This window comes from Mycobacterium pseudoshottsii JCM 15466, from assembly GCF_003584745.1.
Taxonomy (GTDB): Bacteria; Actinomycetota; Actinomycetes; order Mycobacteriales; family Mycobacteriaceae; genus Mycobacterium; species Mycobacterium marinum.
The window spans coordinates 616669-642400 of record NZ_AP018410.1 but is presented as its reverse complement, the minus strand read 5'-3'; the positions used below and the strand labels follow the sequence as shown (position 1 = coordinate 642400).

Below are 25732 nucleotides of genomic sequence, written 5' to 3'. Positions count from 1 at the left end.
ATGGCAGCGTCGGGAATTCCGGACCTGTCAGCGTTGTTGGCTTGGCCCACCGATCATCTCACTGAGGCGGCTGCTCATTGGGACAACGTAGGCGAGCACACCTATGCGGTGGCCCACCAGCTGTGGCGCGATGCAACGTCGATTGATTGGAGCGGCCATGCCGCCGGCGCGTTGCGCGCCGCAACGCACGCCGACCTGCAAACTACCAGCGCGGCAGTCGACCAGTTGCAGGAAGCGGCCCGTGTCGCGCGTAATGGGGCCTCGGATCTTTACGCCGCCCGTTCGCGGGTGCGGTACGCAGTCACCGACGCCCAGGCAGCGGGATTTCAAGTAGAAGAAGACCTTTCGGTCACCGATCGCATGACGGGCGGATCAGCGGCCCAGCGCGCGGCCCGGCAAGCCCAAGCCCAGGCCTTCGCCGGCGACCTCCGTCAGCGTGCCGCCCAACTGGTGGGCCTGGACGCTCAAGTCGCCACAAAAGTTACGGCCGCGGTGGCCGGGATCGGCAGCAGTTTCCCGCAAATTCCTGCACCCGCCGCCCCGCCAATGGGCAACCCGGTCCGCGCCGTCGACAACCGCACGTTCAAACAAAACCCGCCACCAGCGCCGGTCGACCCCAAGGACATGACCGCAGAGGAGGCTCGCGCAGCATGGGCGGACATCAACAGTGAAATAGGCAAGTACAACGCCCGGTGCGGGCGCACCTTCGTCTTGCCGACCGAACAGGGCGCTTACGACGCCTGTATCGCCGACAAAGGACCCCTACTCGATCGCCAAGCTGCCATCCGAGCCCGCCTCGGGCAACTAAGTATACCCGTCGAAGGCGAAGACCCAACCCACCCAGGAACCGCGGAACCACCATTTCCACCACCCACCCGAATCAACGGGCTGACAGAACATGGAGCACAACGTGTCGAAGGGCGAGACGGCCACGGGGTCAACGACAATGCAATGCAAGACGCCGTCGCGCATCCGATAGAGCCACCACAGTTCATGCCTGATCAATATGGTGGCACCTGGCGATATATCGGCAAGGACGCGACGGTTAGTCTGAACGAAAACGGGCAAGTGACAACGGCCTGGGCAAATAGCCGCAATGGATGGAGGAATCCGTGAACAACATTCTCGATGTCGTTCCATCCGAGCACCGCGTTCTTATCATGGATGAGCTGACACGCCGTAACCCCGATCTCCTTGCGGAGCTTCGCACCGTGCAGAAGCCAACCAACGACCAGAGCGACACCGTTGTGGATGCGCTGTCGCATGCGTTGAGCGCGAACTACGGGCCAGGGCATGTACCAAACGACTATGGACTAGCGGTTGAACGCGCAATTGACGCCTACCTCGAAGCGTGGCCCATATACAGGTAGACACCGTGTCCCCCAGGGCTCCGGCGTTGTTGATTAGCAGGCTTGTGAGCTGGGTTGATGATCTTTGGTGCCGCGCTATTGGGGCCGGAGTGTAGGCACGGGCTATCTGGAGAACGATCGAGTTGGTTACTGTTCGTCGTTGGTCTGGAGTTGCCCGTGCCTACCGTTTCAGTATTGCGTGTGTCGTCGGTTCCAGAGGTGTTCGACCGCTGGAGTCCTGGTGAGCGCAGCGAGTTCATCGGATCGGAGTTTCTCGATGTGTTGGCCTCGGTGCCAGACCCGAGGGGCCCACGCGGTCGGAGGTATTCGCTGGTGGCTTTGTTGGCGATCGCGGTTCTGGCCACTGCCGCGGGGATGCGCGGCTATGCTGGTTTTGCCACATGGGCGGCCACCGCTCCCGATGATGTGTTGGCCCAATTAGGGGTCCGGTTCCGGCGGCCCAGTGAGAAGACCTTCCGCGCTGTTTTGTCTCGGCTAGACCCCGCCGACCTCAACGCCAGGATGGGCAGTTACTTCACTGCACACGTGGCCAGCAGCGACCCCAGTGGATTGGTGCCGATCGCGTTGGACGGCAAGATGCTGCGTGGTGCTTTACGCGCCAAAGCGACAGCCACGCATCTCGTGTCGGTGTTCGCCCACCGTGCCCGATTGGTGCTCGGTCAACTCGCTGTCGCCGAGAAAAGCAATGAAATTCCCTGCGTACGTGCCCTGCTCACGCTGCTGCCGGGTAGCTTGCGGTGGCTGGTCACCGTGGATGCGATGCATACCCAGGTCGTCACCGCGAAGTTGATCTGCGCCACCTTGAAGTCGCACTACCTGATGATCGTCAAGTCCAACCAAGCCAAAATATTTGCGCGTATCACCGCGCTGCCCTGGGCCGAGGTGCCCGCAGCCGCTACCGACGACTCCCGCGGCCACGGCCGTGTCGAGACCCGCACCCTGCAAATCATCGCCGCTGCACGAGGAATCGGCTTCCCCTACGCAAAACAAATCATCCGGATCACTCGTGAACGCTTGATCACCGCCACCGACCAGCGCAGCGTGGAGGTGGTCTATGCCATTTGCAGCCTGCCGTTCGAGCACGCCCGCCCTACCGCGATCATGGCCTGGATGCGTCAACACTGGGGAATCGAGAACAGCCTGCACTGGATACGCGACGTCACCTTCGACGAAGACCGTCAAAGGGCACATACCGGAAACGGCGCACAGGTCCTAGCAACGCTACGCAACACCGCGATCAATCTGCACCGCCTCAACGGCGCCGACAACATCGCCGAAGCCTGCCGGATCACCGCTTTGACCGCCAACCGCCGCCTAGACCTCCTCAATCCACAATTCCCCAGCTCACAAGCCTGCTAATCAACAACGCCGGAGCCCTGCCGTGTCCCCGAGGACAGGACAGCGTTCCCATCATCGTGGCACCTTCGGCCGGGGACAAGAACCCAGTCGTCACGTTTCTTTATAAACGAGACTGTGCAAGGCGGGTGAGCTTGCAACAGTGGGCGGCTCGGCGGTCCAGCGATACGTCGGCAGGATCGAGACGAGATTCGAGCTCAAATCTCTAGAAAAGAGACATTCATAGCTGATCTAAGTAGCGTCACCTCGAGCAAGACTCCCGCGCGATCGCAGAGCACGGAACCGCGCGTGATTGAGCCATTGTGGCGCGATGGCCATCTGGCTTGCGATGTGAGTTGTTATCCATGAGCTCGCCGTTAAACCCCCAAGAATGCAACCGGGTCAGCTGCGGGTCGAGGTCCCTCAGCTAGAAGCCACGGCTGGCGAATGGAGTCAACGAAGCGCCACTCTGGCCGCCTTAACACCCCCTTCACCAGGACAGCCGTTTCAGCCCACCACAGCCGCGGTGAGCAGTGCCCACACAGCTGTTGGCCTCGCCGCAGCAGCGCTTACAACCCGCACCCAAGAGACAATCGTTGCCGTCGAGAGCGGTGCGACACGGTATGCCACCAACGAAACGACCTCACCAGCCGAGATGGCTGCCGTGCAACCCAGGTTGGTCTAGGTGGTGCCGACCCTGTCCCAGGTTCGGGCATGGAGCACCGGGCATCTGATCGAAGCGACTAGCTACTGGACTCAGACCGCCGATCAGTGGGAAGACGTGTTCTTGCAGATGCGCCACGAAGTAGCGTCGCACGGCCCGGGCCAGGTGGTCCGATTACGAGGCTGCACGATGGCTCGGCCTACGATGGGTGCCCCTGAGCCCGCCGTCACACTTTCCGGGGATGGAGCCGGGTCTGCTGCGGGTCGCTGTCCGACAGCTGCAAACCACCGCCATTCAATGGAGTCAACAAGCCGTTGAACTTGCCGCTGCCTCCCTCACCAGGGGAGCCGCTTCAACCCGCCGCGGCGGCGGGCAGGGCCGGGAGCCAGGGCTCCGGCGTTGTTGATTAGCAGGCTTGTGAGCTGGGGAATTGTGGATTGAGGAGGTCTAGGCGGCGGTTGGCGGTCAAAGCGGTGATCCGGCAGGCTTCGGCGATGTTGTCGGCGCCGTTGAGGCGGTGCAGATTGATCGCGGTGTTGCGTAGCGTTGCTAGGACCTGTGCGCCGTTTCCGGTATGTGCCCTTTGACGGTCTTCGTCGAAGGTGACGTCGCGTATCCAGTGCAGGCTGTTCTCGATTCCCCAGTGTTGACGCATCCAGGTCATGATCGCGGTAGGGCGGGCGTGCTCGAACGGCAGGCTGCAAATGGCATAGACCACCTCCACGCTGCGCTGGTCGGTGGCGGTGATCAAGCGTTCACGAGTGATCCGAATGATTTGTTTTGCGTAGGGGAAGCCGATTCCTCGTGCAGCGGCGATGATTTGCGGGGTGCGGGTCTCGACACGGCCGTGGCCGCGGGAGTCGTCGGTAGCGGCTGCGGGCACCTCGGCCCAGGGCAGCGCGGTGATACGCGCAAATATTTTGGCTTGGTTGGACTTGACGATCATCAGGTAGTGCGACTTCAAGGTGGCGCAGATCAACTTCGCGGTGACGACCTGGGTATGCATCGCATCCACGGTGACCAGCCACCGCAAGCTACCCGGCAGCAGCGTGAGCAGGGCACGTACGCAGGGAATTTCATTGCTTTTCTCGGCGACAGCGAGTTGACCGAGCACCAATCGGGCACGGTGGGCGAACACCGACACGAGATGCGTGGCTGTCGCTTTGGCGCGTAAAGCACCACGCAGCATCTTGCCGTCCAACGCGATCGGCACCAATCCACTGGGGTCGCGGCTGGCCACGTGTGCAGTGAAGTAACTGCCCATCCTGGCGTTGAGGTCGGCGGGGTCTAGCCGAGACAAAACAGCGCGGAAGGTCTTCTCACTGGGCCGCCGGAACCGGACCCCTAATTGGGCCAACACATCATCGGGAGCGGTGGCCGCCCATGTGGCAAAACCAGCATAGCCGCGCATCCCCGCGGCAGTGGCCAGAACCGCGATCGCCAACAAAGCCACCAGCGAATACCTCCGACCGCGTGGGTCCCTCGGGTCTGGCACCGAGGCCAACACATCGAGAAACTCCGATCCGATGAACTCGCTGCGCTCACCAGGACTCCAGCGGTCGAACACCTCTGGAACCGACGACACACGCAATACTGAAACGGTAGGCACGGGCAACTCCAGACCAACGACGAACAGTAACCAACTCGATCGTTCTCCAGATAGCCCGTGCCTACACTCCGGCCCCAATAGCGCGGCACCAAAGATCATCAACCCAGCTCACAAGCCTGCTAATCAACAACGCCGGAGCCCTGGGCCGGGAGCGGTTGGCGCGTTCCACTGGGGGTATCGGCGTTCGGGCCCCAGGTCCGGCCGGCGGTGACGACATGCCCGACTACCAGCGCGTCAACGTTGGATGAACTGCCCATCGCGCCCACCAGACCGCGATACGCTGTATTCCTGACTGATTCCTCGACCCACTGACCAGGCGGCGGCCGGTGAGCTGACGAGAGGACTGGCTCATGTCGTTCGTTTCCGTCATCCCTGAACAGCTGACTGCGGCAGCCACGAACCTGGCCGGTGTCGGATCGACGATCAGCACGGCCAATGCCACCGCGGCCGGCCCCACTGCCGCGGCGTTGGCCGCCGGCGCCGATGATGTTTCGGCGGCCGTCTCATCATTTTTCGGCGCCTACGCGCGGGACTACCAGGCGTTCAGCGTGCAGGTGGAGGCCCTTCACGACCAGTTCGTGCGCGCCGTCACCTCCGGTGCGGCGTCGTATGCGGGCGCCGAGGCCACCAGCGTCCAACAGATCCTGCTCGACGCGATCAATGCGCCCACCCAAGCGCTGCTGGGACGCCCGCTGATCGGCAACGGCGCCAATGCGGCCCCGGGATCCGGGGCAAACGGGGGCGACGGCGGCATCTTGTACGGCAACGGCGGCGCGGGTGGCTCCGGAGCGGCCGGCGGCAACGGCGGGGCCGGCGGGGCCGGCGGCACGTTGTCCGGCATCGGCGGGCACGGTGGAGCCGGCGGGCTCGGCCAAGTCAGCGGGGGCGCGGGCGGGGACGGCGGAAACGGCGGCGTGTTCTTCGGTGGGGGCAGCGACGGCGGTATCGGCGGGCACGGCATAACCGGCACCGGCGGCACCGGCGGGAGCGGCGGGAGCGGCGGGAGCGGCGGGACCGGCGGCTTCCTGCCCGGCGGCGCCGGAGTCGCCGGGCTGATCGGCGATGGCGGAGCGGGCGGACACGGCGGCAGCGGCGGCAGCGGCGGCGGGACCGGCGGCAGCGGCGGGAGCGCCGGCACGCTATTGGGCAATGGCGGGGCCGGCGGCGGCGGTGGATCGGGCAGCACCACCGCGGGCGGTGGCGGCAGCGGCGGCGACGCCGGCGCGCTGTTCGGCAATGGCGGGGCCGGCGGAGCGGGCGGATCCGGCGCCGCCACCGGCGGATCCGGGGGAACCGGCGGCTCCTCCGCGCTCCTGTTCGGCACCGGCGGGGTCGGCGGGGTCGGCGGCAGCGGCGGCGACAGCGGCGGGACCGGCGGGGCCGGCGGACAGGGGGGCGCGATGTTCGGCAACGGCGGGGCCGGCGGAGGCGGCGGAGACGGCATCAACGTCGGAGGCAAAGGCGGGGCCGGAGGAGCGGCCGCCACACTGTTCGGCAGCGGAGGCACCGGTGGGGACGGCGGAAACGCCGGCGCCGGCGTCACCTTCGGGGGCGCCGGCGGGGAGGGCGGGGCCGCCGCCTTGCTCGGCGGAAACGGGGGTTCCGGCGGGCATGGCGGAATCGGTAATGTCGGCGGCAAGGGCGGGGCCGGAGCTGCCGGCGCGATGCTGCTCGGCAACGGCGGCGATGGTGGAAATTCCCTTGCCAGTCTCGCCGGTGCGGGAGGAGCCGCCGGTAACGCGGGGCTGATCGGCAGCGGCGGCACCGGCGGGGCCGGGGGCCAGAGCTTCTCCGGCACCGGCGGTAAGGGCGGCGATGGCGGCAGCGCCCTGTTGATCGGCGACGGCGGCAACGGCGGCAACGGCGGGACCGGGGCTACCGCTGGTGTCGGCGGCACCGCGGGCACGGGTGGCTTCCTGTTCGGACTGGACGGGATGAACGGGTCGCCGTAGCTGTGCGGCGCTCAGGGCGCGATCGCGTCCGCTTCCCGGTCGATGTCCTGCCCGGCGCTGTGCTCGGTCCGTTTCGCCCAGCGGCGCAATGCTTCTCGACAGGGTGACTCCACCAGCGCATAGCTGACGGCGGCGATCGCGAAGCCAAAGATCAATGTCAGCACCAGCACCGTCGGCATCCGTCCGGTGAACGCAAAGGTGCCGATCACCGGGAACACCATGTCCAGGGCGGCCAAATGCCAGATGAACAGCCCGTAGGACCAGCGCCCCAGGGTCACCATGGTGGTGCTGCCCAGTAGCCGGTGGGGCGTGCCGGGCCGGTCCAGCACCAACGGCGCCACCAGCGCGAACGCCACCACGGCACCCATCGCGGTCTTCACCGCGAATTGCGTCGCCGAGCCCTGGACCAGGCCGGCCGGACCGGCCAGCGGTGATGCCGCCGCCAGATACGCCAGCATCGCCACCACACCGATCAGCACGCGGTGGCGCGCCAACCGGTGTACCAGCCCGATCGGGCTGTGCACCCACTCGGCCAGCAACATGCCGGCGGCGAACCAAGAGAAGAAGGCCGGCGGCCAGTTCAGCGGGTTCATCCCGGAACCGGCGGCCACCGGCAACCACGCCCAGGCCAGACTGAGCGCGGCCGCGGCGGCGATGACGGGCACCCGGGCCCCGACTGGCACACGGCGGGCCAGGAACGCGAGCAGCGGCAACGCCAGGTAGAAGCCGACCTCGACGGACAGGCTCCACATCTGGGTGAGGCCCCCGGTCAGCGTCAATGGCACGTAGATCTGGGTAAGGGTCAAGTTCGCCAGCCACACGGTCAAACTCGCGTGGTCCGAATCCGGCAGCAGGGACAAGATCACAACCACCGCGACCACGTAGGCGGGCATGATCCGGACCGCCCGCGACCGCAGATAGTGACCCGTGCGGGGACGCGGTGATCCGCCCCGAGCGGCCGCAGCGTGCCCCCGCCACAACAGAAACCCCGACAGCGCGAAGAACACCGCCACCGCCAGATCGAAGCGGCCGAACAGCCGGCCGGCGACTCCACTGGAGTGGCCGGTCTGGAAGGCGACATGGGTGACGACCACCCCCATTGCCGCGCAGGCACGCATGCCCTCCACGGGAGGCAGAAAGCTGCGTGTCCCCCCCACCTGCTGGCCGTCGGTCACCATCACAGTCTGCCCATCATCGACTGGCGGCCGAATCGGGTACACCGGCAAAGTTGGGGCAGGTTCGCACACCGGGACCATACGTTCTGCTGTTAGGGTCAAACGGGTTTGACTGCCTACTTATTCGGGTGGGAACAGGTCGCGGCCAACGAGTCTTTGGTCCAGAAGGAGGTCACAGCAACGTGAACCGAGCAGGCATGTTGCGGATCGCCGCATTGGGAACGATCGGACTCGGGTCCGCTCTCCTGATCGCCGCGCTGCTGCTGTCGACCTATACCAGCAGCAAGATCACCAAAATCCCGCTCGATATCGATGCCACCCTGATCAGCGAAGGCAAGGGATCGGCGCTCGACTCGGCCTCGCTGGCCACCGACCACATCGTCATCAACCAGAACGTGCCGTTGGTGTCCCAACAGCAGATCACGGTCGAGTCACCGGCCAATGCCGATGTGGTCACCCTGCAGGTCGGAACCTCGGTCCGGCGTACCGACAAGCAGAAGGACACCGGTCTGCTGCTGGCGATCGTGGACACGGTCACCCTCAACCGGCACACGGCGATGGCCATCTCCGACGACACCCACACCGGGGGAACGGTCCAGAAACCGCGTGGCTTCGGCGACGAAAGCCCGCCAACCGCTATCCCGCTGCGGCACGAGGGCTTGTCCTACCGCTTCCCGTTCCACACCGAGAAGAAGTCCTACCCCTACTTCGATCCGATCGCACAGAAGCCATTCGACGCCAACTATGACAGCGAAGAGGACGTCAACGGCCTGACCACCTACCGGTTCACCCAGAACATCGGCTACAACTCCGAAGGCAAGCTGGTCGCACCGGTCAAGTACCCGTCGCTGTACGCCGGCGACGAAGACGGCAAGGTCACCACGACCGCCGCGATGTGGGGTGTTCCGGGAGAGCCGGACGAAGAGATCACGATGACCCGCTACTACGCGGCGCAACGCACCTTCTGGGTGGACCCGGTCACGGGCACCATCGTCAAGCAGACCGTGCACGCCAACCACTACTTCGCCCGTGAGGCGATGAAGCCAGAGGTAACCCTAGCCGACTACAAGGTCACCTCCAACGAAGACACGGTCGAGACCCAGGTCAACACCGCCCGCGACGAACGTGACCGGCTGGCGCTGTGGTCGCGGGTGCTGCCGATCACGTTCACCGCAATCGGCTTGGTCGCGCTGGTCGGCGGCGGGCTGCTCACCTCGTTCAGCCTGCGGACCGAAAGCATCCTGATGGATCCGAGCCTGGACCGCGACGACACCGACTTCCTGCGGCGCGTCGGACTCGAGCAGCCGGTGCCGGGAGCCGAAGCCGAGACCGAGAAGCTGCCCGCGCAGCGTCCAGACTCGTCGGACGACGGTCCTGACTCGGACAAGACTCCGCCCGATTCGGCCGAATCGTCGTCGGAGTCGGGCTCGGCTGAGCCCTCTGGTCCCGAGGAACGGACCTAGCCCGCCGACGATGCGGGCCAAGATGGCCCGGGGAGAAGGCGCAGGTTGGGCCTCGCCGCGCTGCGCGTGCTGGTGGCGGCCGGGGTACGCGCTGGTGCTGGCGCTGCTGGTGGTCGGGCCGGTGCTGGGGCCCGGATATCTGCTGCTGCGCGACGCGGTATCCACCCCGCGGTCATATCTCTCCGACAGCGCCCTGGGGTTGATGGCTGCGCCGCGGGCGACGCCGCAGGATTTCGCGATAGCGCTGGCCTCCCAGGTGATAGACGGCGGGATCCTGGTCAAGGCACTGCTGGTCTTGGGGCTGTGGCTGGCGGGCTGGGGTGCGGCCGTGCTGGTAGCGCGGGCACTGCCCGCGGCCGGCGCCGGAGGCCAGTTCGTCGCGATCACCCTGGCGATCTGGAATCCCTACGTGGCCGAACGCCTCCTGCAAGGCCATTGGAGCCTGCTGCTCGGCTACGGCTGCCTGCCCTGGGTCGCGGCCACCATGCTGGGGTTGCGCGCACCGGAGGCAAGCCAGACCGGATTCTTCGGGCTGGCCTTCTGGATCGCGCTCGCCGGTCTCACCCCAACTGGGTTGCTGCTGGCCGCGACGGTAGCCCTGACCTGTGTGGCTGCTCCCGGTGGCGGCAAACCACGGTGGCTGTGCGCAACGGCCGCGTTAGCGGCCGCGCTGGTCGGTGCCCTGCCTTGGCTGACGGCGTCGGCCCTCGGTTCGTCGCTGACCACCCACACGGCCGCCAACGGACTCGGCGTTGCCGCGTTCGCGCCGCGCGCCGAACCGGGTCTGGGCACGCTCCTCAGCTTGGCCAGTCTTGGCGGAATCTGGAACGGCGATGCCGTGCCCGGTTCGCGAACCACTCTTTTCGCGGTGGCCTCCGCCGCGGTCCTGTTGGTCGTGGTGGCGGTCGGACTCCCCACCGTGGCGCGACGGCCGGCACTGGTGCCGCTGCTAGTGCTGGCCGCGGTGTCGGTGCTGGTGCCCGCCGCCCTGGCAACCGGCCCGGGCCTGCACATCTTGGCTGCCGCGGTCGATGCCGCACCCGGGTTGGGGGTGCTCCGCGACGGGCAGAAATGGGTGGCGCTGGCGATGCCGGGTTATGCCGTATCCGCCGCGGCCGCGGTGTCGACCCTGTCACGCTGCAAGACGGCCGCAACGCCCCTGAAATCGACACTGGCGGCGTCGGCGTGCTGCCTGGCGCTCGTGCTGGCCCTGCCCGATCTGGCATGGGGCGTGCTGGGCCGGGTTGCGCCGGTGCATTACCCGCCGGGGTGGACCGCCGTGGCGACCGCGATCAACCATCAGCCTGGGACCGTCGCGGTCTTGCCCATCGGCACCATGCGGCGATTCTCCTGGTCCCGTCGGGCGCCGGTGCTCGACCCGCTCCCCCGCTGGGTTCGACCGGACGTGTTGAGCAGCGGCGATCTGGTCATCTCCGGGGTGCTGGTGCCCGGCGATGGCGTGCGCGCCCGAACGATCCAAAAGTTGCTGCTCGCCGGGGCTGATCCGGAGGCCCTGGCCCAGGCCGGGGTGGGCTGGCTCGTCGTCGAAGTGCACGGCGGCGGCGAGGTGGGCGAAGCCGGACGCACACTGGACCGCCTGACGCCGACCTACCGCGACGATGAGCTGGCCCTGTACCGGATCGGTGGCCGGTCCGCGGGTGTCCCGGCCGGGGATCGTCGGGCAATGATGCTCGCGCATTGGGCGTGGTTGTCGATGTTGCTCGCGGGTGGCGCCGGGATGGCCGCCGGCCGGGTCCGGCCGACACTTAAGCGGTCGCAAGGAATCGCCGACGGATCTCGCAGCGGATTAAGTCTCGGGGCTACACAACGCCGCTGACGAACCGACCGGCCGGTACGGCTTCCAGGACGCTACGCATCCCGTCGACACTTTCCTGCCAGGAGAACTCGGCACTGCGCACCTGAGCCTTGGCGCCGAGCTGATCGCGCAGCACCGGATCGGCCAGCAGTCGTTCGAGCTGATCCACCAGTTCGGCGTGGCTGTCGACCAGGATGCCGGTCACTCCGTCGATGATCGAATCGGATAGACCACCCGAGGATCGATACCCGATGGTGGGCACCCCGTGTTGGGCCGCCTCGACCACCGCCAGCCCCCAGCCTTCCTTGCGCGACGGCAGCAGCTGCACCCATGAACTCTGCAGCACGTGGTGTTTGGTCACGTCGTCGACGTGACCGTGGAAAGTCACCGCGTCGGAAATGCCGAGCCGGTGCACATGATCGATCAGCCGTTGTCGCCACCAGCCGCCGCCGACGACGTCGATGTGCAGATTCGGGCTGCCCGGCGTGCGTCGCCGCAGCTGCGCGACAGCCTCCAGCGCGTCCTCAATCTGCTTGTGCGGCACCAGCCGGGACAACACCACCACCCGCGGCGTCGCCGCCCGCGGTCCGGACAGGGTTTGCCCGGGCGCCTCGTCGAGGCCGTTGCGGACCACGGCAATTCGCTCGTTGTCGACACCGAGCGCGACGAGATCGCGGGCCGAGGGCAGCGACACCGTCACGTACTGGTTGCGCCGGTTCAGCCATGGCGACAACTTCGACTCCACGAACCAGCCCAACCGCCCGAGCGCCGGACCCGCCACCGGCCACTGCTCGCGATGACAGTGGTGCACCAGCACCACCACCCGCCGGCCGTACACCAGACGAGCCAGGAAAGGGAGCCCGTTCTGGGTGTCGATGACCGCCGCGGGCCGCACCCGTCGCAGCGGACCCAGACCCATTCGCGCCGCGACCATCGCCAACAGCGCCCACACGTATACCGAGTAGCGGCCACCCGCGCGGTTGACCCGCACCCCGTCGACCAGCTCCCATCGCGGAGCACCCGGGTAACGGGCGGTGCGCAAGGTGACCTCGATCCCCGAGGCCGCCAGTTGCGCGCCGATGCGCTGCAGATATGTTTCGCTACCGCCCCCCTGTGGGTGTCCGGTGTCGCGCCAACACAGCAGCAGCACGGAGCGCAGATCAGACATCAGTGGCTAGCCTAGCCCGCGCGAGCGTCCCCAACGCCAGCCGTAGGGTGTGCCGATGGCCGTCACCGACAGGTTTGCGCGGCGGGCAACGCTGTCCCGGTCGCTGCGGTTGCTGTCCGAATTCCGCTACGAGCAACCCGACCCGGCGCGCTTCTACGGAGCACTCGCAGCCGACACCGCGACGTTGGTGAGCGACTTGTGGCTGGCCGCCCGCGGTGAATCGGTGGCCGGCCGCACGCTGCTCGACGTCGGCGGGGGTCCCGGATACTTCGCGTCCGCGTTCGCGGCCGCTGGCGTCGGGTACATCGGCGTCGAACCGGACCCCAACGAAATGCATGCGGCCGGGCCCGCGCACGCGGGTGGGCCCGGTTCGTTTGTCCGCGCCTCGGGCATGGCCCTACCGCTCGCCGACGACTCGGTGGACATCTGCCTGTCTTCCAATGTCGCCGAGCATGTGCCGCGCCCCTGGCAACTGGGGGCCGAGATGTTGCGGGTGACCAGGCCGGGTGGGCTTGCCGTGCTTTCCTACACCGTCTGGCTGGGCCCGTTCGGCGGGCACGAGATGGGCCTGAGCCACTACCTGGGCGGCGCGCGAGCCGCCGCACGGTATGCCCGCAGGCACGGCCATCCGACAAAGAATAACTACGGGTCGTCGTTGTTCGCGGTGTCAGCCGCCGAGGGCCTGCGATGGGCGGAGGGCACGGGAACCCTGATCGCCGCATTTCCCCGCTACCACCCCCGATGGGCCTGGTGGATGACTTCGGTGCCAATGCTTCGCGAGTTCCTGGTGAGCAATCTGGTCCTGGTGCTGTCGCCCCGGTAATGGAACGTGTTCTTGTTTTGCTTTCGCTTGGGTAGGGTGGCGCCATGGGCGAGAAAACCGAATACGACAAACTCTTCATCGGCGGCAGGTGGACGGAGCCGTCGACCTCGGAAGTGATCGAGGTGCACTGTCCGGCCACCGGCGAGTACGTGGGCAAGGTGCCGTTGGCGGCCGCCGCCGACGTCGACGCTGCGGTTGCCGCCGCGCGCGCGGCATTCGACAACGGTCCGTGGCCATCCACGCCGCCAAAGGAACGCGCGACCGTCATCGCCAATGCCCTCAAGCTGCTCGAGGAGCGCAAAGACCATTTCGCCAAGCTGCTCGCCGACGAGACCGGCCAACCGCCGATGACCGTCGAAACGATGCACTGGATGGGCTCGATCGGGGCGCTGAACTTCTTCGCCGGCCCCGCCGTGGACCAGGTCAGGTGGAAAGAGATCCGCAACGGGTCCTACGGGCAGACCATCGTCCACCGGGAGCCGATCGGTGTGGTGGGCGCGATCGTGGCCTGGAACGTGCCCCTGTTCCTGGCGATCAACAAGCTGGGTCCGGCGCTGCTGGCGGGCTGCACGGTGGTGCTCAAACCCGCTGCCGAAACACCGCTGACCGCAAATGCGTTGGCGGAGGTGTTCGCCGAGGCGGGCCTGCCCGAGGGCGTGCTGTCGGTGGTGCCAGGCGGGGTTGAGACCGGGCAAGCCCTGACCTCCAACCCCGGGGTGGACCTGTTCACCTTCACCGGCAGCTCGGCCGTCGGCAAAGAGATCGGGCGACGGGCCGCGGAGATGCTCAAGCCGTGCACCTTGGAACTCGGCGGAAAATCGGCGGCCATCCTGCTCGAGGATGTCGATCTGAGCACCGCGGTCCCGATCGATGGTCTTCTCCGGGATCATGAACACCGGGCAGGCCTGCGTGGGCCAGACCCGCATCCTGGCCCCCCGGTCCCGCTACGAGGAGATCGTGGAGGCGGTAAGCGCCTTCGTACAAGCACTACCGGTCGGGCCGCCGTCGGACCCAGCCGCCCAAATCGGGTCGCTGATCTCGGAGAAGCAGCGGGCCAGGGTCGAGGGCTACATCGCCAAGGGCATCGAGGAAGGCGCCCGGCTGGTTTCCGGCGGCGGCCGCCCGGAGGGTCTGGACAACGGATTCTTCGTGCAGCCCACCGTCTTCGCCGACGTCGACAACAAGATGACGATCGCGCAAGAGGAGATCTTCGGGCCGGTGCTGGTGGTGATCCCCTATGACACCGAGGAGGATGCGATCAAGATCGCCAACGACTCGGTGTACGGTCTGGCCGGCAGCGTATGGACCTCCAACGTGCCCAAGGGCATCGAGATCTCGGAGAAGATCCGCACCGGCACGTATGCGATCAACTGGTACGCCTTTGATCCGTGCTGCCCATTCGGCGGCTACAAGAATTCCGGCATCGGTCGCGAAAACAGGCCCGAGGGCGTCGAGCACTTCACCCAGCAGAAGAGCGTGCTGATGCCGATGGGTTACACGCTCGAAAGCTAGCCCACTTCGGTAGGAGGCCGAATACCACCGCAATTCGCCGCCCTTTGGAATCAGGAGCCTGGGCTTAGCGGCCGGTGAATCGGGCCTGTCGGCGTTCGATGAAAGACTGCACTCCCTCGGCGGCATCTGCGCTGGTGAATAGCGCCCGAATATCGGGGACCAGGCGCTCGATCGCCGCGGCCTCACCTTCCCGGCGAGCCAGATGCGCCGACGCGAGGGTGGCTCGCACGCCCAACGGTGCGGCACGGTCGGCGATGGTCTGCGCGATCTCCCGAGCCCGGGTCAGAGCCGTCGCCGCATCGTCGGCCACCTCTTGGACCAGCCCGATGCGATGCGCTTCGGCGGCATCGAACTCGTCGCCGGTGAGCAACCAGCGCATCGCGTTACCCCACCCGGCGTCACGGGTCAGCCCGATCGTCGCGCCTCCGAACGGGTAGATCCCGCGCTGTACTTCGAGTTGACTGAATCGGGTTCCGGCCGCCGCGATGCGAATGTCGGAGGCCAGCAGCAATTCGATGCCCAACGTCATGCACCAGCCGTGTGCGACAGCGATCAGCGGTGTGCGCCACGGGCCGTCCAGCCGCCACGGGTCGCGACCATCCGCGGGGAACGGGGACTGTCCGGCCGCGATGCTGGGCGCAACGTCAACCAGATCCAGGCCGCCGGTGAAGTGGTCACCATGGGCGAACAGGACGCCGGCCCGCACCGAGTCGTCGGTTTCCAGCAGCGCGTAGGCGCGCGACAGGTCAGCAAACATTGCCCGGTCGAACGAATTGCGTTTCTGCGGCCGATTCAGGCCGATCAGCAGGACGTGGCCATCCCGCTCGAGGGACACGGTTGCCAGTTTGGGCAGGGAAGTTTCCGTCGTAGTCATCTGCACAGTAAACCGCAGAAATATGTCATATGCAATAGTTCATACCGTCCAATTGTCGGACATTACGAGTTGGTTGCAGGGGTTTCTCTATCTCCGCCCACGCTTATATGCTGCTTTGCATAATCATGGGCCGGCGGCCCCGGCGCATGGGATAACGCAGATGCCGGGAGATACCATGTGGATCATCGAGCTCAACGTTGCCGGCTATCGCTTCACCCGCGAGATGCCCGATCTGCCCCGCAAGCAAGCCCGGTTGCGCCCCCGCCACCTGCATTGGCCGGTACTGCGCCACTCGCACGGACATTCCCCCGCCGCATGACACCGCCCAGCACATCGACGCCGAAGCGTGGCGGCACCCGCGAGAAGATGTTGATCAGCGCCGCTCAGGTGATGCGCGAGCGGGGCGCGGCCGGGGTCACCATTGATTCGGTGCTCGCCCGCAGCGGCGCCCCCCGCGGTTCGGTCTACTACCACTTTCCCGACGGCCGAAATCAGATCCTGATCGAAGCGCTGCGTTATGCCGGCGATTCCATCACCGCGGTGATCGACAAGGCCGCCGACAAGGGCGCCCGGGCCCTGCTGCGCGAATTCGTCAGGCTGTGGGAGCACCTGCTTACCGACGGGGGCTTTGCCGCCGGCTGCCCCGTGGTGGCAGCCGCCCTCGGCCCCGCCGACGATGAAGTCGAGCTAGCGGCGGAAGCCGGCACCATCCTCGACAGCTGGTGCGCCGCATTGGGCCGGGCCTTTGTTGCCGACGGATTCGACGAATCGACCGCAGCATCGCTGGCGGTGACCTCCATCGCCGCGTTGGAAGGCGCCATCATGCTGTGCCGGTCCACGCGTAGCGTCGAACCGCTGCGCCAGGTCGGCGAGCAGCTCGAATTCTTGGTAAAAGCAAGGGGATTCGTCGCACAAAGCAGACTGGATAGCGAGTAGAAACCGCAGCGGTAGCCACTGGTCCGCGGTCGCGATCGGTCAGAAACGTCTCGATCGTCTCCGCGGCAGTGTGCCCTTCAGCACCTCCCCCTCACGATGCGGAACTCCCGCGTGGCGCCCGGGTTACGCACCTTTCGCGTTGACTCGAAAACCGCTGTGCCCCGGGCGATGCGCTGGTCACTCTTCCACCAGCCGCGGCCGGAGCGCTGTTCGATGTCGATCGTCACGTCCGCCTCGTCGGTGAAATGGGTGTAAACGTATTCGTCACCGGGCAACGGGCGGACCGACAGCAGCATGCGCGCCGGGTCCGCTTTGACACGCACCACGAAGCGGAGGTCGCCACGCTCGGCAACGAAGTCCCAAGAGTCCGTGGCTGAATCCAACTCGCGGTTGTGATGAAAAGCATCGATCAGGTTGCTCTCGATGCACTCGCCCTTGTAGCTGAAGGTCAGCCATAGCGAGGTCTGAGACCAATCGTTGAAGCGGGCGCCGAAGCCTTCGATGAGGAAGTCAGGATCACCCTCGAAGTTGGCGCCATGCACCCAGGCGGACTCGCGCAGATTCTTGGTGTTCCAATAGTGCCCGTCGCTCGCCACCGTGCGGCCGATCTCGTATGTCTGGCCACAAACCGTGACAACACCGCGAAGGTGCTGTCTTGCCCCGTTCGACTGGAAGTGTGGAAGCAAGTCGTAGGCCGAGGCTTCGGGTAGGCGATCTAAGGAGATCGCCTCGCTCCGGTCCAATTCGAGATCCCACTCGATCACCCCGTCCGCGGAATCCACGCGGCCCCATACCTTCTCTTCGCCATAGCCCGAAGGACCGATCTCAAGACGTACTTTCGCCGAGTTCTCGAGCCGGGCATGACCTAGTGGATAACGCTGGCGGATGGCCAACTCCGTACCCGGGCGCTGGCGGTCGCGGAACGTAGACCACACCTCCGCGAGTTTGTCGGACTCCAGAAAGCCGTTGTGCAGCACGTAGCGCGCCATAAAGCTGAGGCCCCGCACCGGATCGTTGAAGAGGACGTAATAGGTCTCGACGAAATCCAGCTGGACGCCATCGAAGCGCAGGCGATCATCCAAAGCCTGCCCGGATTCTCCCGGGGGGTGCAGCACCAACGCAGGCTCGTCGGATAGGCCGGCACGCGGGTTGCTGGGCAGTTGGTCGTAGTAGTCGCATGCCACAAAATGGCGCGTGTAGCGGGCCAACAGCTCCAGTTGATCGGGCACGTCGAAGTCCAGATCCGCTGTGGCGGAATCAAACAACGCGCGGCCGGTGGGCGGAAAGAATACCTGCTCCTCGGAGAGCGCGCGGATGAAGTCCACGAAGGGGAAGAGCGCGTTTTTCCGCAGCCCCTCAGTACCGAGGCCGAGCAACTCCCTCTTCCAGACATCCCACGGCAGTCCACGAATGTCGTAGCCCACCTCGCGGTGCCAATCGATGTAGTCCGAAACCTGCCTGGAGCGCGGATGCACCACAAAATAAGCCTGATTGAGGTTCTGCGGGCGTTTTGCGATGTGCACGATGGCCTTGGAAGTGAAGTCCACGGGCGCCATCTCCCAGGTGGTGTCCAGCAGCGGCCAGGCGCCGAGCTGGATGCATCCCTTGAGGAACTGGGGCAGGAATTCGTCGAGCTTGTGGTAGGTACCGTCGGATAGTCCAGACACCATGCCCGGCCGGTAGATGGCACCGGGTATACCTCGTTCGGTGAATGCTTGCCACATCATCACATCGCTGACGTATTTGGTCTGCTCGTAGCCGTTTAGCAGGTCGTCGCAGTGGGTGATCGCCTCCCGGTCCTGCACAACGGAGTGTCGACCGTAGCCGGTCGACATGATCACGCCAAGGGTTGAAACAAAGTGCACCTGGATGGGGGCCTCGCTGGACACTGCCAATCGCAGGATCGTCTCCGTGGACTCCACATTGGTGGCCTTGAGATGCTGGTAGGGATAGACGAAGTTGACCCATGCCGCGGAATGCACGATGGTGTCGATGGAGCGAGCAAGCACTTGGAACGGCGCCAGGCCGTCCAGCCCCAGCCAGGGCGCGGTCAGGTCGCCCAACACGACGTCAACCCTCGGTTCGAAGGTGACATCCCAGAGCCCGTACCGGCAAAGGTTGTTCAGAATGCGCTGCCGCCCCTCCTCGGGGGTTGACGCACGCACCAAACAAGAGATGCGAGCCTCGGTTTGGATCAACAGCTCGCGGATGAGATATGCGCCCAGGTAGCCAGTACCGCCGGTCAGCAGAATGTGGTGCATGGGCCGGTCGTAGGTACTGGGGTCATAGCCCGGCCGACAAATGTCAGCGGCAAGATGGCCTTCTTCCTTGAGCGAGAAGGAATCAGCAAGCAGCTGCGGGGCGCGGCCGGCCTCCACGTCCCTTATCGCCTGGGCCAGCACGGCAACAGTGGGCTCGATGATGGTCTGCAGCGAGATTGACTCTGCTACACCCATGTCCCACATATGGGCAAAGGCCTCGGCGGCGCGCAGGGAGTCGCCGCCGAGTTCGTAGAAGTTGTCGTTCACTCCCACCCGGTCGATGCCCAGCACATCGCACCAGATGCGAGCGATCGCCTTCTCCTGGCTATCACGGGGTGTGACGTAGGGCGTGGCAAGCGCCGGACGACGCGCGTGGGCGGTCACCGCCAAGGCGGTCATCAGGGCATCGACGTTCGAGCCAATGCGGGCAATTTCAGCGTAACCACCGGCGGCCCGGGTCCGGGCGCCAGACCGGGACGGCACGGGCGCGGACTCATCCCGCGCCGGGTCGGTCTCCTCCCGCAAGATCACCCGGGTGGGAGCGAGCAGGTGAGCCTCGATATCGGCCACCTCGAGAATTATCTTCTGTACGTCGCCGACCCCCGCGGGCACACTGACGCCGGCAAGGCTGTCGTAGAAGCTGCGAACGGGAACGTTGCGCGCACTGGTCTCCAGCTCCAGCAAAAGCTGGTCGCAACCGGCCTCGCTGGCATCCACTGCCAGCCTGCGCACCAGCGCCTGCTCCACCCGACGGCCCAGTACGCGACAACTCATCAGGAAAAGATCGCAAACTAGGGCGCTGTCACGCGACACCGCGGATACCAGACCGACGAATCCATAGTCGCCGAAGCGATCACTGACGCGAGCGCGCCACGTGCGCCGGCCCGGCTCGCGACAGAACGCACGCAGCTCCGCCTCGGACATCGATCGTTTGCGGGCGTTGAACTGGTTGGTGCGGTGAGTGAGCTGCGCGGCGCGCGCAAGCTCGTCTTCCAGCGAGAGGGGTGCGAGGTCGATCTCGAGATCCAGCCGGGAAAGAAAATCATCGATGGTGGGCGCACTCGCCTCGATCTCGGCGCGCTGGACGCTCTGGCGCATCATCGCGGTGCGACTCCGATCCTCTTCGGTGGTACGCGCCGCGTCGAAGGCCCAATGGTGGTTGAGGAATGACTCGAAGCACTCGGGCTGCGGCAGCTCGATGGCGAGCACCTGCGGCAACGCCTCGCTGACCTCGGCGACTTCCATGGCACTGTCGTCAATGAAGATAAATGTGTCCAGCCCCAGTCCGAGTTCGTCAGCGAGCAAGCGCATGTTCTCTGATTTGGGTAGCCAGTTGATCCGACGAAGACAGATGTGTTCCAAGCCGAGCGGCATGTCAGGGTGAGCGGCGAAGGCGGCCAATACATCGGCATCGTTGTTCTTGCTGACAATGCATAGCAGCTTTCCTGCCTCTGCTTGGGCGACCATGAAACGCTGGAGGACCAGAAAATGCTCGGAGAGCGTGATGCCCTCCGGACCGTCTTCCCCCACCACGCCGCCCCACAAGGTGTTGTCACAGTCCAGCACGATCACCTTTGCCGGTTCGCTGAGCACGGCAGCGATGCGCCGGGCGATACAGGCCCCGATGGCACTGAAACACCCCTGAGTGAAGGGCAGGTGACCAAGGCTGTCACGGGCCTCATCCCAGATGCGCACAACCGGCCAGTCCTCGTAAACTCGGCGCAGGTCCACGGGGAAGAGACTGGGGTGGGAGCCAGCAGCGGCGATGATGCGTTGGTCCAAATCCTCCAGCAGCTCTGCCAGACCGAGTGCGCGTACCGAGTGGGGGGAGTGCGGCGCCAGAGCGACCAGAGTCGGCGCACCACTTCGGTCAGCATGGCCGAGCAGTGCGTCGCAAAGCTCCGCGACGGCACGCTCGAGTTCCTCCCGGCCGGGAGGCGTGTTGTGGTGCCGAAAGAGGTCCTCCACGCGCATGAGCACGACATTTATGCCGCCCTCGCCTGCGAATACACCCTCGGGGTTGAGCAAGGCCTGGAACACCTGGTTGTACCCGGCGAATTGGACGTTCGCCGGCATGCCCAAGCGACCGAGCAGGTTGCACACGGTCGGCTCGATCAGCTCAGCGGTGAATGAGGCGGCGACACGCACCGTTTGCACGTAGGGCGCGTTGGTGTCGCGGTTACGCATTCCCTCGCGCATGCGGAAGAGAGTGACGCACATGGCATCGATGCTCTCGAATTCGGCGAGCAGGGTTGGCTCCATGTCGATTTCCAGTAGCTTTTCCAGTTCGCCGGCCAGACGTACGGTATGAACCGAACTGAACCCCAAGTCGGCTAGCGAGCGTGAAAAATCGACACCGGTGAAGCCGGCGTCGCTGCTCTTGGCTATCTCATGCCGAAGCCAGTCGCGGAACGTCTCCAGACTGCGCACGGTCGTCGTGTTTCCACCGCTGGCCACGAAATCGACATCTTCCTTGAACATCGCGCTCCTTAGGAGTGGGTGGGTTTGACTTCGGGTGCTTAATCTCTTCGAGCCACTCGGCTACCCGCCGTGGGCACCGGAGCTCAACGCCTCAGGCCCAATCGGCCTGTCTCATTTCTCCAACGCGCCGTGCAAAGCGAGGCCACCCTGGCGCAGCAGCTCTCGGCACAAGGACCGCTGGATCTTGCCGCTGGTGGTCTTGGGAGCCTCGCCGCATCGCGCGAGAAATACCGCGTCGACCGATACCTCGTGCTCTCGGGTGATGGCGCGCGCGATGCGCTGCCCTACGTCGCGCGGGTCCAGGCCCCGTTCTGCTTCCCGGCGGATCTCGGCAACGACAATGAGGGCCTCACGGTCCTCTCGCTCCTCGGCGAACACGGCCACGAAGTGTGAGCGCACAGCCGGATGGGCGCCCTCTGCGGTCTCTTCTAGGTCCTGCGGGTAATGGTTGGCGCCATGGACGATGACGAGGTCTTTCAAACGACCGACAACAAATAGTTCATCGTCGCGGCAGAAGCCGAGATCTCCCGTACGCAGATAGCGGGCAGGATCACCGGGTAGGCGCGCCGCAAAGACCTCCTCCGTCTGAATGTCCCTGCCCCAGTAGCCCTTCGCGACGCTCCTGCCGGTTAACCAGATCTCGCCCACCCGGTCCGGGCCCACCGAGTGTCCGGTCTCGGGGTCGACGATCGTCACCATCGTCCCCGCCAAGATGCGCCCGCTGCTCACCAGCCGCCGCGACGGGGAGTCACCGCGAGGTGCACACACCTGTGACTGCCGCAGAGCCGCGACATAGATCTCCACAACGGTTGGCTCAGTCGCAGGAATCTTGGTAGAGACCGCCAGGGTGTTCTCGGCGAGGCCGTACGAGGGCTGCATGCAGGTTGGAGCCCAGCCCAAGGGGGCAAGGGCCGCATTGAAGCGTTCCAGAGTGGTAGCGCGGATGGGTTCTGCGCCGTTGAGGGCGACATTCCAACAGGAGAGATCGATGCCGCTGAGATCGGCGTACGAGGCGGCGTCTGCGCAGAGGTCGTAGGCGAAGTTAGGGCCACCGGTGAAGGTGATGCGGTAGTCGGAGATCGCACGGAGCCAGAGGTCGGGACGCTTAACGAAGCTGAGCGGATCGGCGAGCACAACCGGGAAGCCCGCGAAGATGGGCGTGAGCACTCCGAGGATCAGGCCCATGTCGTGATACAGCGGAAGCCAGCTCAGCGCACGGTCTTCCGCGGTAAGGCCGAAGCCGTATTGGATTTGGGCACAGTTGAACATGAGGTTGTCGTGGGTGACGACCACCCCGCGCGGTGCGCTTGTGGAGCCGGAGGTGTACTGCAGTAGGCATACGTCTTTGGATGCCGGTGCGACGGGTTGCCAATCTTCATCAGGGATGGCCAACAGCCAGTCGAGGCGCAGTACCGTCAGGAAGTCCAGGCGCAAATCGGCAGCCACGCTTGCCGTCAACTCTTTCGCCTCGGGCCCGCTCGTGAGCAAGACTTCCGCCCCACAGTCGGCCACGACGTGGGCGAGCCTATCCAGGTGTTTGGCACGGCGCGGCACGGGCAGATTCACCGCAACACGGCGAGCATAAGCACATGCCAGGAAGCCGACGACATAGTCGAGACAGTTGCCCATCACGAGTAGCACGCGATCACCTTGATTACCAAGACTTTTCAGCTGAAACGCGATTGCCCGGGCGCGAGCGTCCAGCCGCGCTTAGGTAGCCTTGTCCGTCTCGCCACGCATGCCTCGCAGCTCGACCATCGCCAGCTCGTCAGGCTGATTGCGCGCGCGCCATGCCAGTCGCTCAACGAGATTGAGGTGGGGAGGAGGAAGGTGCGCCACTCGTCCCCCTGGAATCGATTCGTTCACAGTGTCTCCCTGACCTTCCTGCTTGATCGATGGCTTGGACGAAGCCCCGAACCGCGAGCAGCCGCGGCCCACCCCCCTTGCTCAGCATCAGGTTCGATACTTTGCACCAACCCAACGACAACGCCATCTTGACCATGAAAACAATTGCTGCTCAATGAATTCTTAACTGGCGCCGCCGGGGTTTCACCGCCCTTGGCGTTAGATCAGTTCGAACACAACCACTCTCGCGCCGGTAGGCCGGCGGGCTGGGGCACTAACGACGGCGCGGACAGCCAAGACCCCGGCAATGGCGGGGCGGCGACAACGGTGAGTGGCTGCAACAGTGGGGTTGGCGACGACGGTGGGTTCGGTGGGAACGCCGAATTGGGCGCCTTTGCGGCCATCGCCGCCTACGGAGGCAACGGTGGAACCGGCCGGCTGGGTTTCCAGGCCGGGTTCGGTGGTACCGGCGGTGGAGCCGGACTCGGCGGGTTGTTGCTAGACCAAAACGCCAGACCTGGAGCAAAAACCCCGATGCGCGGGGGCACCGATTGCCATCGGCCGGCTGGATCAGTCGCTGGCCGGAAGCGGCTTGACCTCCTTGAGCGCCAGCTTGGTGGCACCGACACTCAACGACCCGGCGCCCGGTTTGGTGACCAGCAACTCGGCACCGGCCTCATCGACATAGCGTTTGCCCAGCACCGAGCCGTCGGCGAACTCGGGATCGAGTTAGCCCGAGCGCTGCACGCCAATCTCCACCATCGGCGCGCCTCCGCACCGCAGATCGTCGAGGGTGTCGGCGCTTCTGACCACGATGACCTGGGTGTCACACACCTGGCTGGCCAGCCGGGTTCCGTTCTTGATCATGATTTCGTACCTGCCAGTTCCTCGATGATCTCCCGGCGAAGGATTTTGCCGGTGGCGGTGGTGGGCAGCTCGCGACGAAACACTACCCGGTCCGGGGTGCGCGACCCCCGCAAACTTCTTCGCACGAATTCACGTAGTTCTTCCGGATCTGGGTCGACGCCGGCGACGGGCACCACGACGGCCACGATCTCCTGGCCCCACTGGGCATCCTCGACTCCGACCACGGCCACGTCGCGCACCTGCGGGTGCTCAATCAGCACTTCCTCGAGTTCGGCCGGCGCGATGTTCTCCCCACCGCGGATGATGGTGTCGTCGGAGCGTCCGCCGATGAATAGGTAGCCGTCTTCGTCGAGCATGGCGATGTCCTTGGTGCCGAACCAGCCGTGGCCGTCTAGCACCGAACCGATTCCGGTGTAGCGTCCGGACACCTGCTCACCCCGCACAAACAGTTCGCCGGTCTCACCGGGCCCGAGCACCCTGCCGTCCTGGCCCCGGATCTGCAGCTCGACGCCGGGCACCGGCCGCCCCACCGAGCCCAACCGCCTGGCCAGGCCAGCCGCCGCCGCGGACTGCGCGGCGCGATGGTCATCGGGCGTCAGCACGGCGATGGTCGAGCTGGTCTCGGTCAGCCCGTAGGCGTTGACGAAGCCCACGTCCGGCAACAGCTCGAGGGCCCGGCGCACCAGTGGCAGACCGACTTTCGAGCCACCGTAGGCCAGGTTGCGCAACGAGGGCAGCTTGTGTTCGCCGGTCTCGAGCACGGCGACGATGCGGTCCAGCATGGTCGGCACCACGGTGGCGGTGGTGACCTGTTCCGCATTGGTCAGCCTTACCCACTCGTGCGCGTCAAAGTTGGTCAGGTAGACCATCTTTCGTCCGGCATACAGATTCGACAGGACGGCACTTACCCCGGCGATGTGATACGGCGGCACACAGATCAGCGCCGCGTCGGAGGGCGCGGCGCACCCAAACTCGACCGTCGTGGTGACATAGCTGGTCAGGTTGCTGTGGGTCAGCTCGACGGCCTTGGGTTGCGAGGTGGTGCCCGAAGTGAACAGCACGATGGCCACCGAGTCCGGGCCGGGAAACTCCGCGACCGGTTCGGCGCGGCCGGCTAGCTCCAGAAATTGCTGGGAGCTCAGCGACTGGTCGGCTGCGATCGTGTCCCGGTAGCGTTCGTCGACGACCACCAGGGGCCGTGGCAACCGGCGGATCAAGGCTGCGATGCCGTCGGCGGACAGCCGGTAGTTGATCGAGGTGAAGGGCAGCCCGGCGCGCGCCGAGGCGAAGATCAGCAGCGGCAGCATCGCCCCGCCGGTGCCGACGTACACCACATGCTGGGCATCGGATGCGGCGATGACCCCCGCACCCCCGTCGGCGAGATCGCTGAGCTGCTGAGTCGTCAGCCGCAAGTCGCCCGAGACGACGGCGATGCGGTCAGGACTAGCTGACGCAGCCATTTCGAGCAGCAACGAAACGCTCATCCGGGACCCTTCAGGAAGCCCTCCCTTTGCAAAACTTGGCCTCAGTGTAACCCATCGGCGGGCCCGGCTTCCCGGGGAGAAGCCGTGGTCGGCGCCG

17 protein-coding genes and 4 pseudogenes are annotated in these 25732 nt (G+C 65.6%); 12 read left to right on the top strand and 9 right to left on the bottom strand.

Going from position 1 to position 25732, the window contains the following annotated elements:
- The 5 genes and pseudogenes from MPSD_RS02970 to MPSD_RS28760 all read left to right on the top strand — a co-directional run.
- A complete protein-coding gene (locus tag MPSD_RS02970) occupies positions 1 to 1116 on the top strand; it encodes a hypothetical protein (protein WP_020785034.1) in 1116 nt (371 codons plus the stop codon).
- The gene (locus MPSD_RS02965) at positions 1101 to 1370 is read left to right on the top strand and encodes a hypothetical protein (protein WP_036425879.1); all 270 of its coding nucleotides are present in this window, start codon (positions 1101 to 1103) and stop codon (positions 1368 to 1370) included. Before MPSD_RS02970 ends, MPSD_RS02965 begins: the two co-directional genes overlap by 16 nt.
- 156 nt (positions 1371 to 1526) lie before the next feature.
- The gene (locus tag MPSD_RS02955) at positions 1527 to 2729 is read left to right on the top strand and encodes an ISAs1-like element IS2404/ISMul1 family transposase (RefSeq protein WP_420811860.1); all 1203 of its coding nucleotides are present in this window, start codon (positions 1527 to 1529) and stop codon (positions 2727 to 2729) included.
- Between the two features lie 367 nt (positions 2730 to 3096).
- Positions 3097 to 3390: a hypothetical protein gene (locus MPSD_RS28765; protein WP_083866393.1), complete on the top strand. Its 294-nt coding sequence runs from the start codon at positions 3097 to 3099 to the stop codon at positions 3388 to 3390.
- Positions 3391 to 3531, top strand: a pseudogene (locus MPSD_RS28760) (hypothetical protein); the annotation flags it as partial.
- A 244-nt stretch (positions 3532 to 3775) separates the two neighbouring features.
- On the opposite strand, the gene MPSD_RS02940 reads toward MPSD_RS28760, so the two are convergent.
- On the bottom strand, positions 3776 to 4978 hold the full coding sequence (locus tag MPSD_RS02940) for an ISAs1-like element IS2404/ISMul1 family transposase (RefSeq protein ID WP_420811859.1): 1203 nt from the start codon (positions 4976 to 4978) through the stop codon (positions 3776 to 3778).
- Between the two features lie 119 nt (positions 4979 to 5097).
- A complete protein-coding gene (locus MPSD_RS27970; RefSeq protein WP_167470886.1) occupies positions 5098 to 5235 on the bottom strand; it encodes a hypothetical protein in 138 nt (45 codons plus the stop codon).
- Positions 5236 to 5328: 93 nt separating this feature from the next.
- Between MPSD_RS27970 and MPSD_RS02925 the strand changes: the two genes are divergently transcribed.
- Positions 5329 to 6930 carry a PE family protein gene (locus MPSD_RS02925; RefSeq protein WP_119571698.1) on the top strand — a complete coding sequence of 534 codons (1602 nt, stop codon included), beginning with the start codon at positions 5329 to 5331 and terminating at the stop codon, positions 6928 to 6930.
- An 11-nt stretch (positions 6931 to 6941) separates the two neighbouring features.
- Here MPSD_RS02925 and MPSD_RS02920 read toward each other — a convergent pair whose 3' ends face one another.
- Entirely contained in the window at positions 6942 to 8186 is a 1245-nt protein-coding gene (locus MPSD_RS02920; RefSeq protein ID WP_369797278.1) for an acyltransferase family protein, read from the bottom strand.
- Between the two features lie 101 nt (positions 8187 to 8287).
- Here MPSD_RS02920 and pgfA point away from each other — a divergent pair, with 101 nt between their 5' ends.
- A complete protein-coding gene (pgfA, locus tag MPSD_RS02915; RefSeq protein WP_165601478.1) occupies positions 8288 to 9568 on the top strand; it encodes a cell envelope lipid trafficking protein PgfA in 1281 nt (426 codons plus the stop codon).
- A 10-nt stretch (positions 9569 to 9578) separates the two neighbouring features.
- Positions 9579 to 11379: pseudogene (locus MPSD_RS02910) on the top strand (MmpA family trehalose lipid delivery protein).
- Between the two features lie 9 nt (positions 11380 to 11388).
- Here MPSD_RS02910 and MPSD_RS02905 read toward each other — a convergent pair.
- Positions 11389 to 12552, bottom strand: a complete 1164-nt coding sequence (locus MPSD_RS02905; protein WP_086085576.1) for a glycosyltransferase family 4 protein — start codon at positions 12550 to 12552, stop codon at positions 11389 to 11391.
- A gap of 55 nt (positions 12553 to 12607) precedes the next feature.
- On the opposite strand from MPSD_RS02905, the gene MPSD_RS02900 reads away from it, so the two are divergent.
- Together MPSD_RS02900 and MPSD_RS02895 are read left to right on the top strand one after the other, a co-directional pair.
- On the top strand, positions 12608 to 13375 hold the full coding sequence (locus MPSD_RS02900) for a class I SAM-dependent methyltransferase (protein WP_020785040.1): 768 nt from the start codon (positions 12608 to 12610) through the stop codon (positions 13373 to 13375).
- Between the two features lie 44 nt (positions 13376 to 13419).
- Positions 13420 to 14887: pseudogene (locus MPSD_RS02895) on the top strand (aldehyde dehydrogenase).
- 64 nt (positions 14888 to 14951) lie between these two features.
- Here MPSD_RS02895 and MPSD_RS02890 read toward each other — a convergent pair.
- Positions 14952 to 15761 carry a crotonase/enoyl-CoA hydratase family protein gene (locus MPSD_RS02890; RefSeq protein ID WP_174524114.1) on the bottom strand — a complete coding sequence of 270 codons (810 nt, stop codon included), beginning with the start codon at positions 15759 to 15761 and terminating at the stop codon, positions 14952 to 14954.
- Between the two features lie 160 nt (positions 15762 to 15921).
- On the opposite strand from MPSD_RS02890, the gene MPSD_RS27965 reads away from it, so the two are divergent.
- Together MPSD_RS27965 and MPSD_RS02885 are read left to right on the top strand one after the other, a co-directional pair.
- Positions 15922 to 16080 (top strand): hypothetical protein, encoded by a 159-nt coding sequence (locus tag MPSD_RS27965; RefSeq protein WP_020727860.1) that lies wholly within the window; start codon positions 15922 to 15924, stop codon positions 16078 to 16080.
- Positions 16077 to 16697, top strand: coding sequence for a TetR/AcrR family transcriptional regulator (locus MPSD_RS02885; RefSeq protein WP_011739325.1), 621 nt, complete (start codon positions 16077 to 16079; stop codon positions 16695 to 16697). Before MPSD_RS27965 ends, MPSD_RS02885 begins: the two co-directional genes overlap by 4 nt.
- A 77-nt stretch (positions 16698 to 16774) precedes the next feature.
- Here the strand turns inward: MPSD_RS02885 and MPSD_RS02880 are convergent, their stop codons facing one another.
- From MPSD_RS02880 to MPSD_RS02865, 4 genes and pseudogenes are all read right to left on the bottom strand, one after another.
- A complete protein-coding gene (locus MPSD_RS02880; protein WP_086085577.1) occupies positions 16775 to 21439 on the bottom strand; it encodes a thioester reductase domain-containing protein in 4665 nt (1554 codons plus the stop codon).
- A gap of 111 nt (positions 21440 to 21550) precedes the next feature.
- Positions 21551 to 23110 carry a fatty acyl-AMP ligase gene (locus MPSD_RS02875; protein ID WP_232022856.1) on the bottom strand — a complete coding sequence of 520 codons (1560 nt, stop codon included), beginning with the start codon at positions 23108 to 23110 and terminating at the stop codon, positions 21551 to 21553.
- A 744-nt stretch (positions 23111 to 23854) separates the two neighbouring features.
- Positions 23855 to 24151: pseudogene (locus MPSD_RS02870) on the bottom strand (hypothetical protein).
- Entirely contained in the window at positions 24148 to 25635 is a 1488-nt protein-coding gene (locus MPSD_RS02865) for a class I adenylate-forming enzyme family protein (RefSeq protein ID WP_020785048.1), read from the bottom strand. Before MPSD_RS02865 ends, MPSD_RS02870 begins: the two are co-directional and overlap by 4 nt.
- Positions 25636 to 25732: the final 97 nt, after the last annotated feature.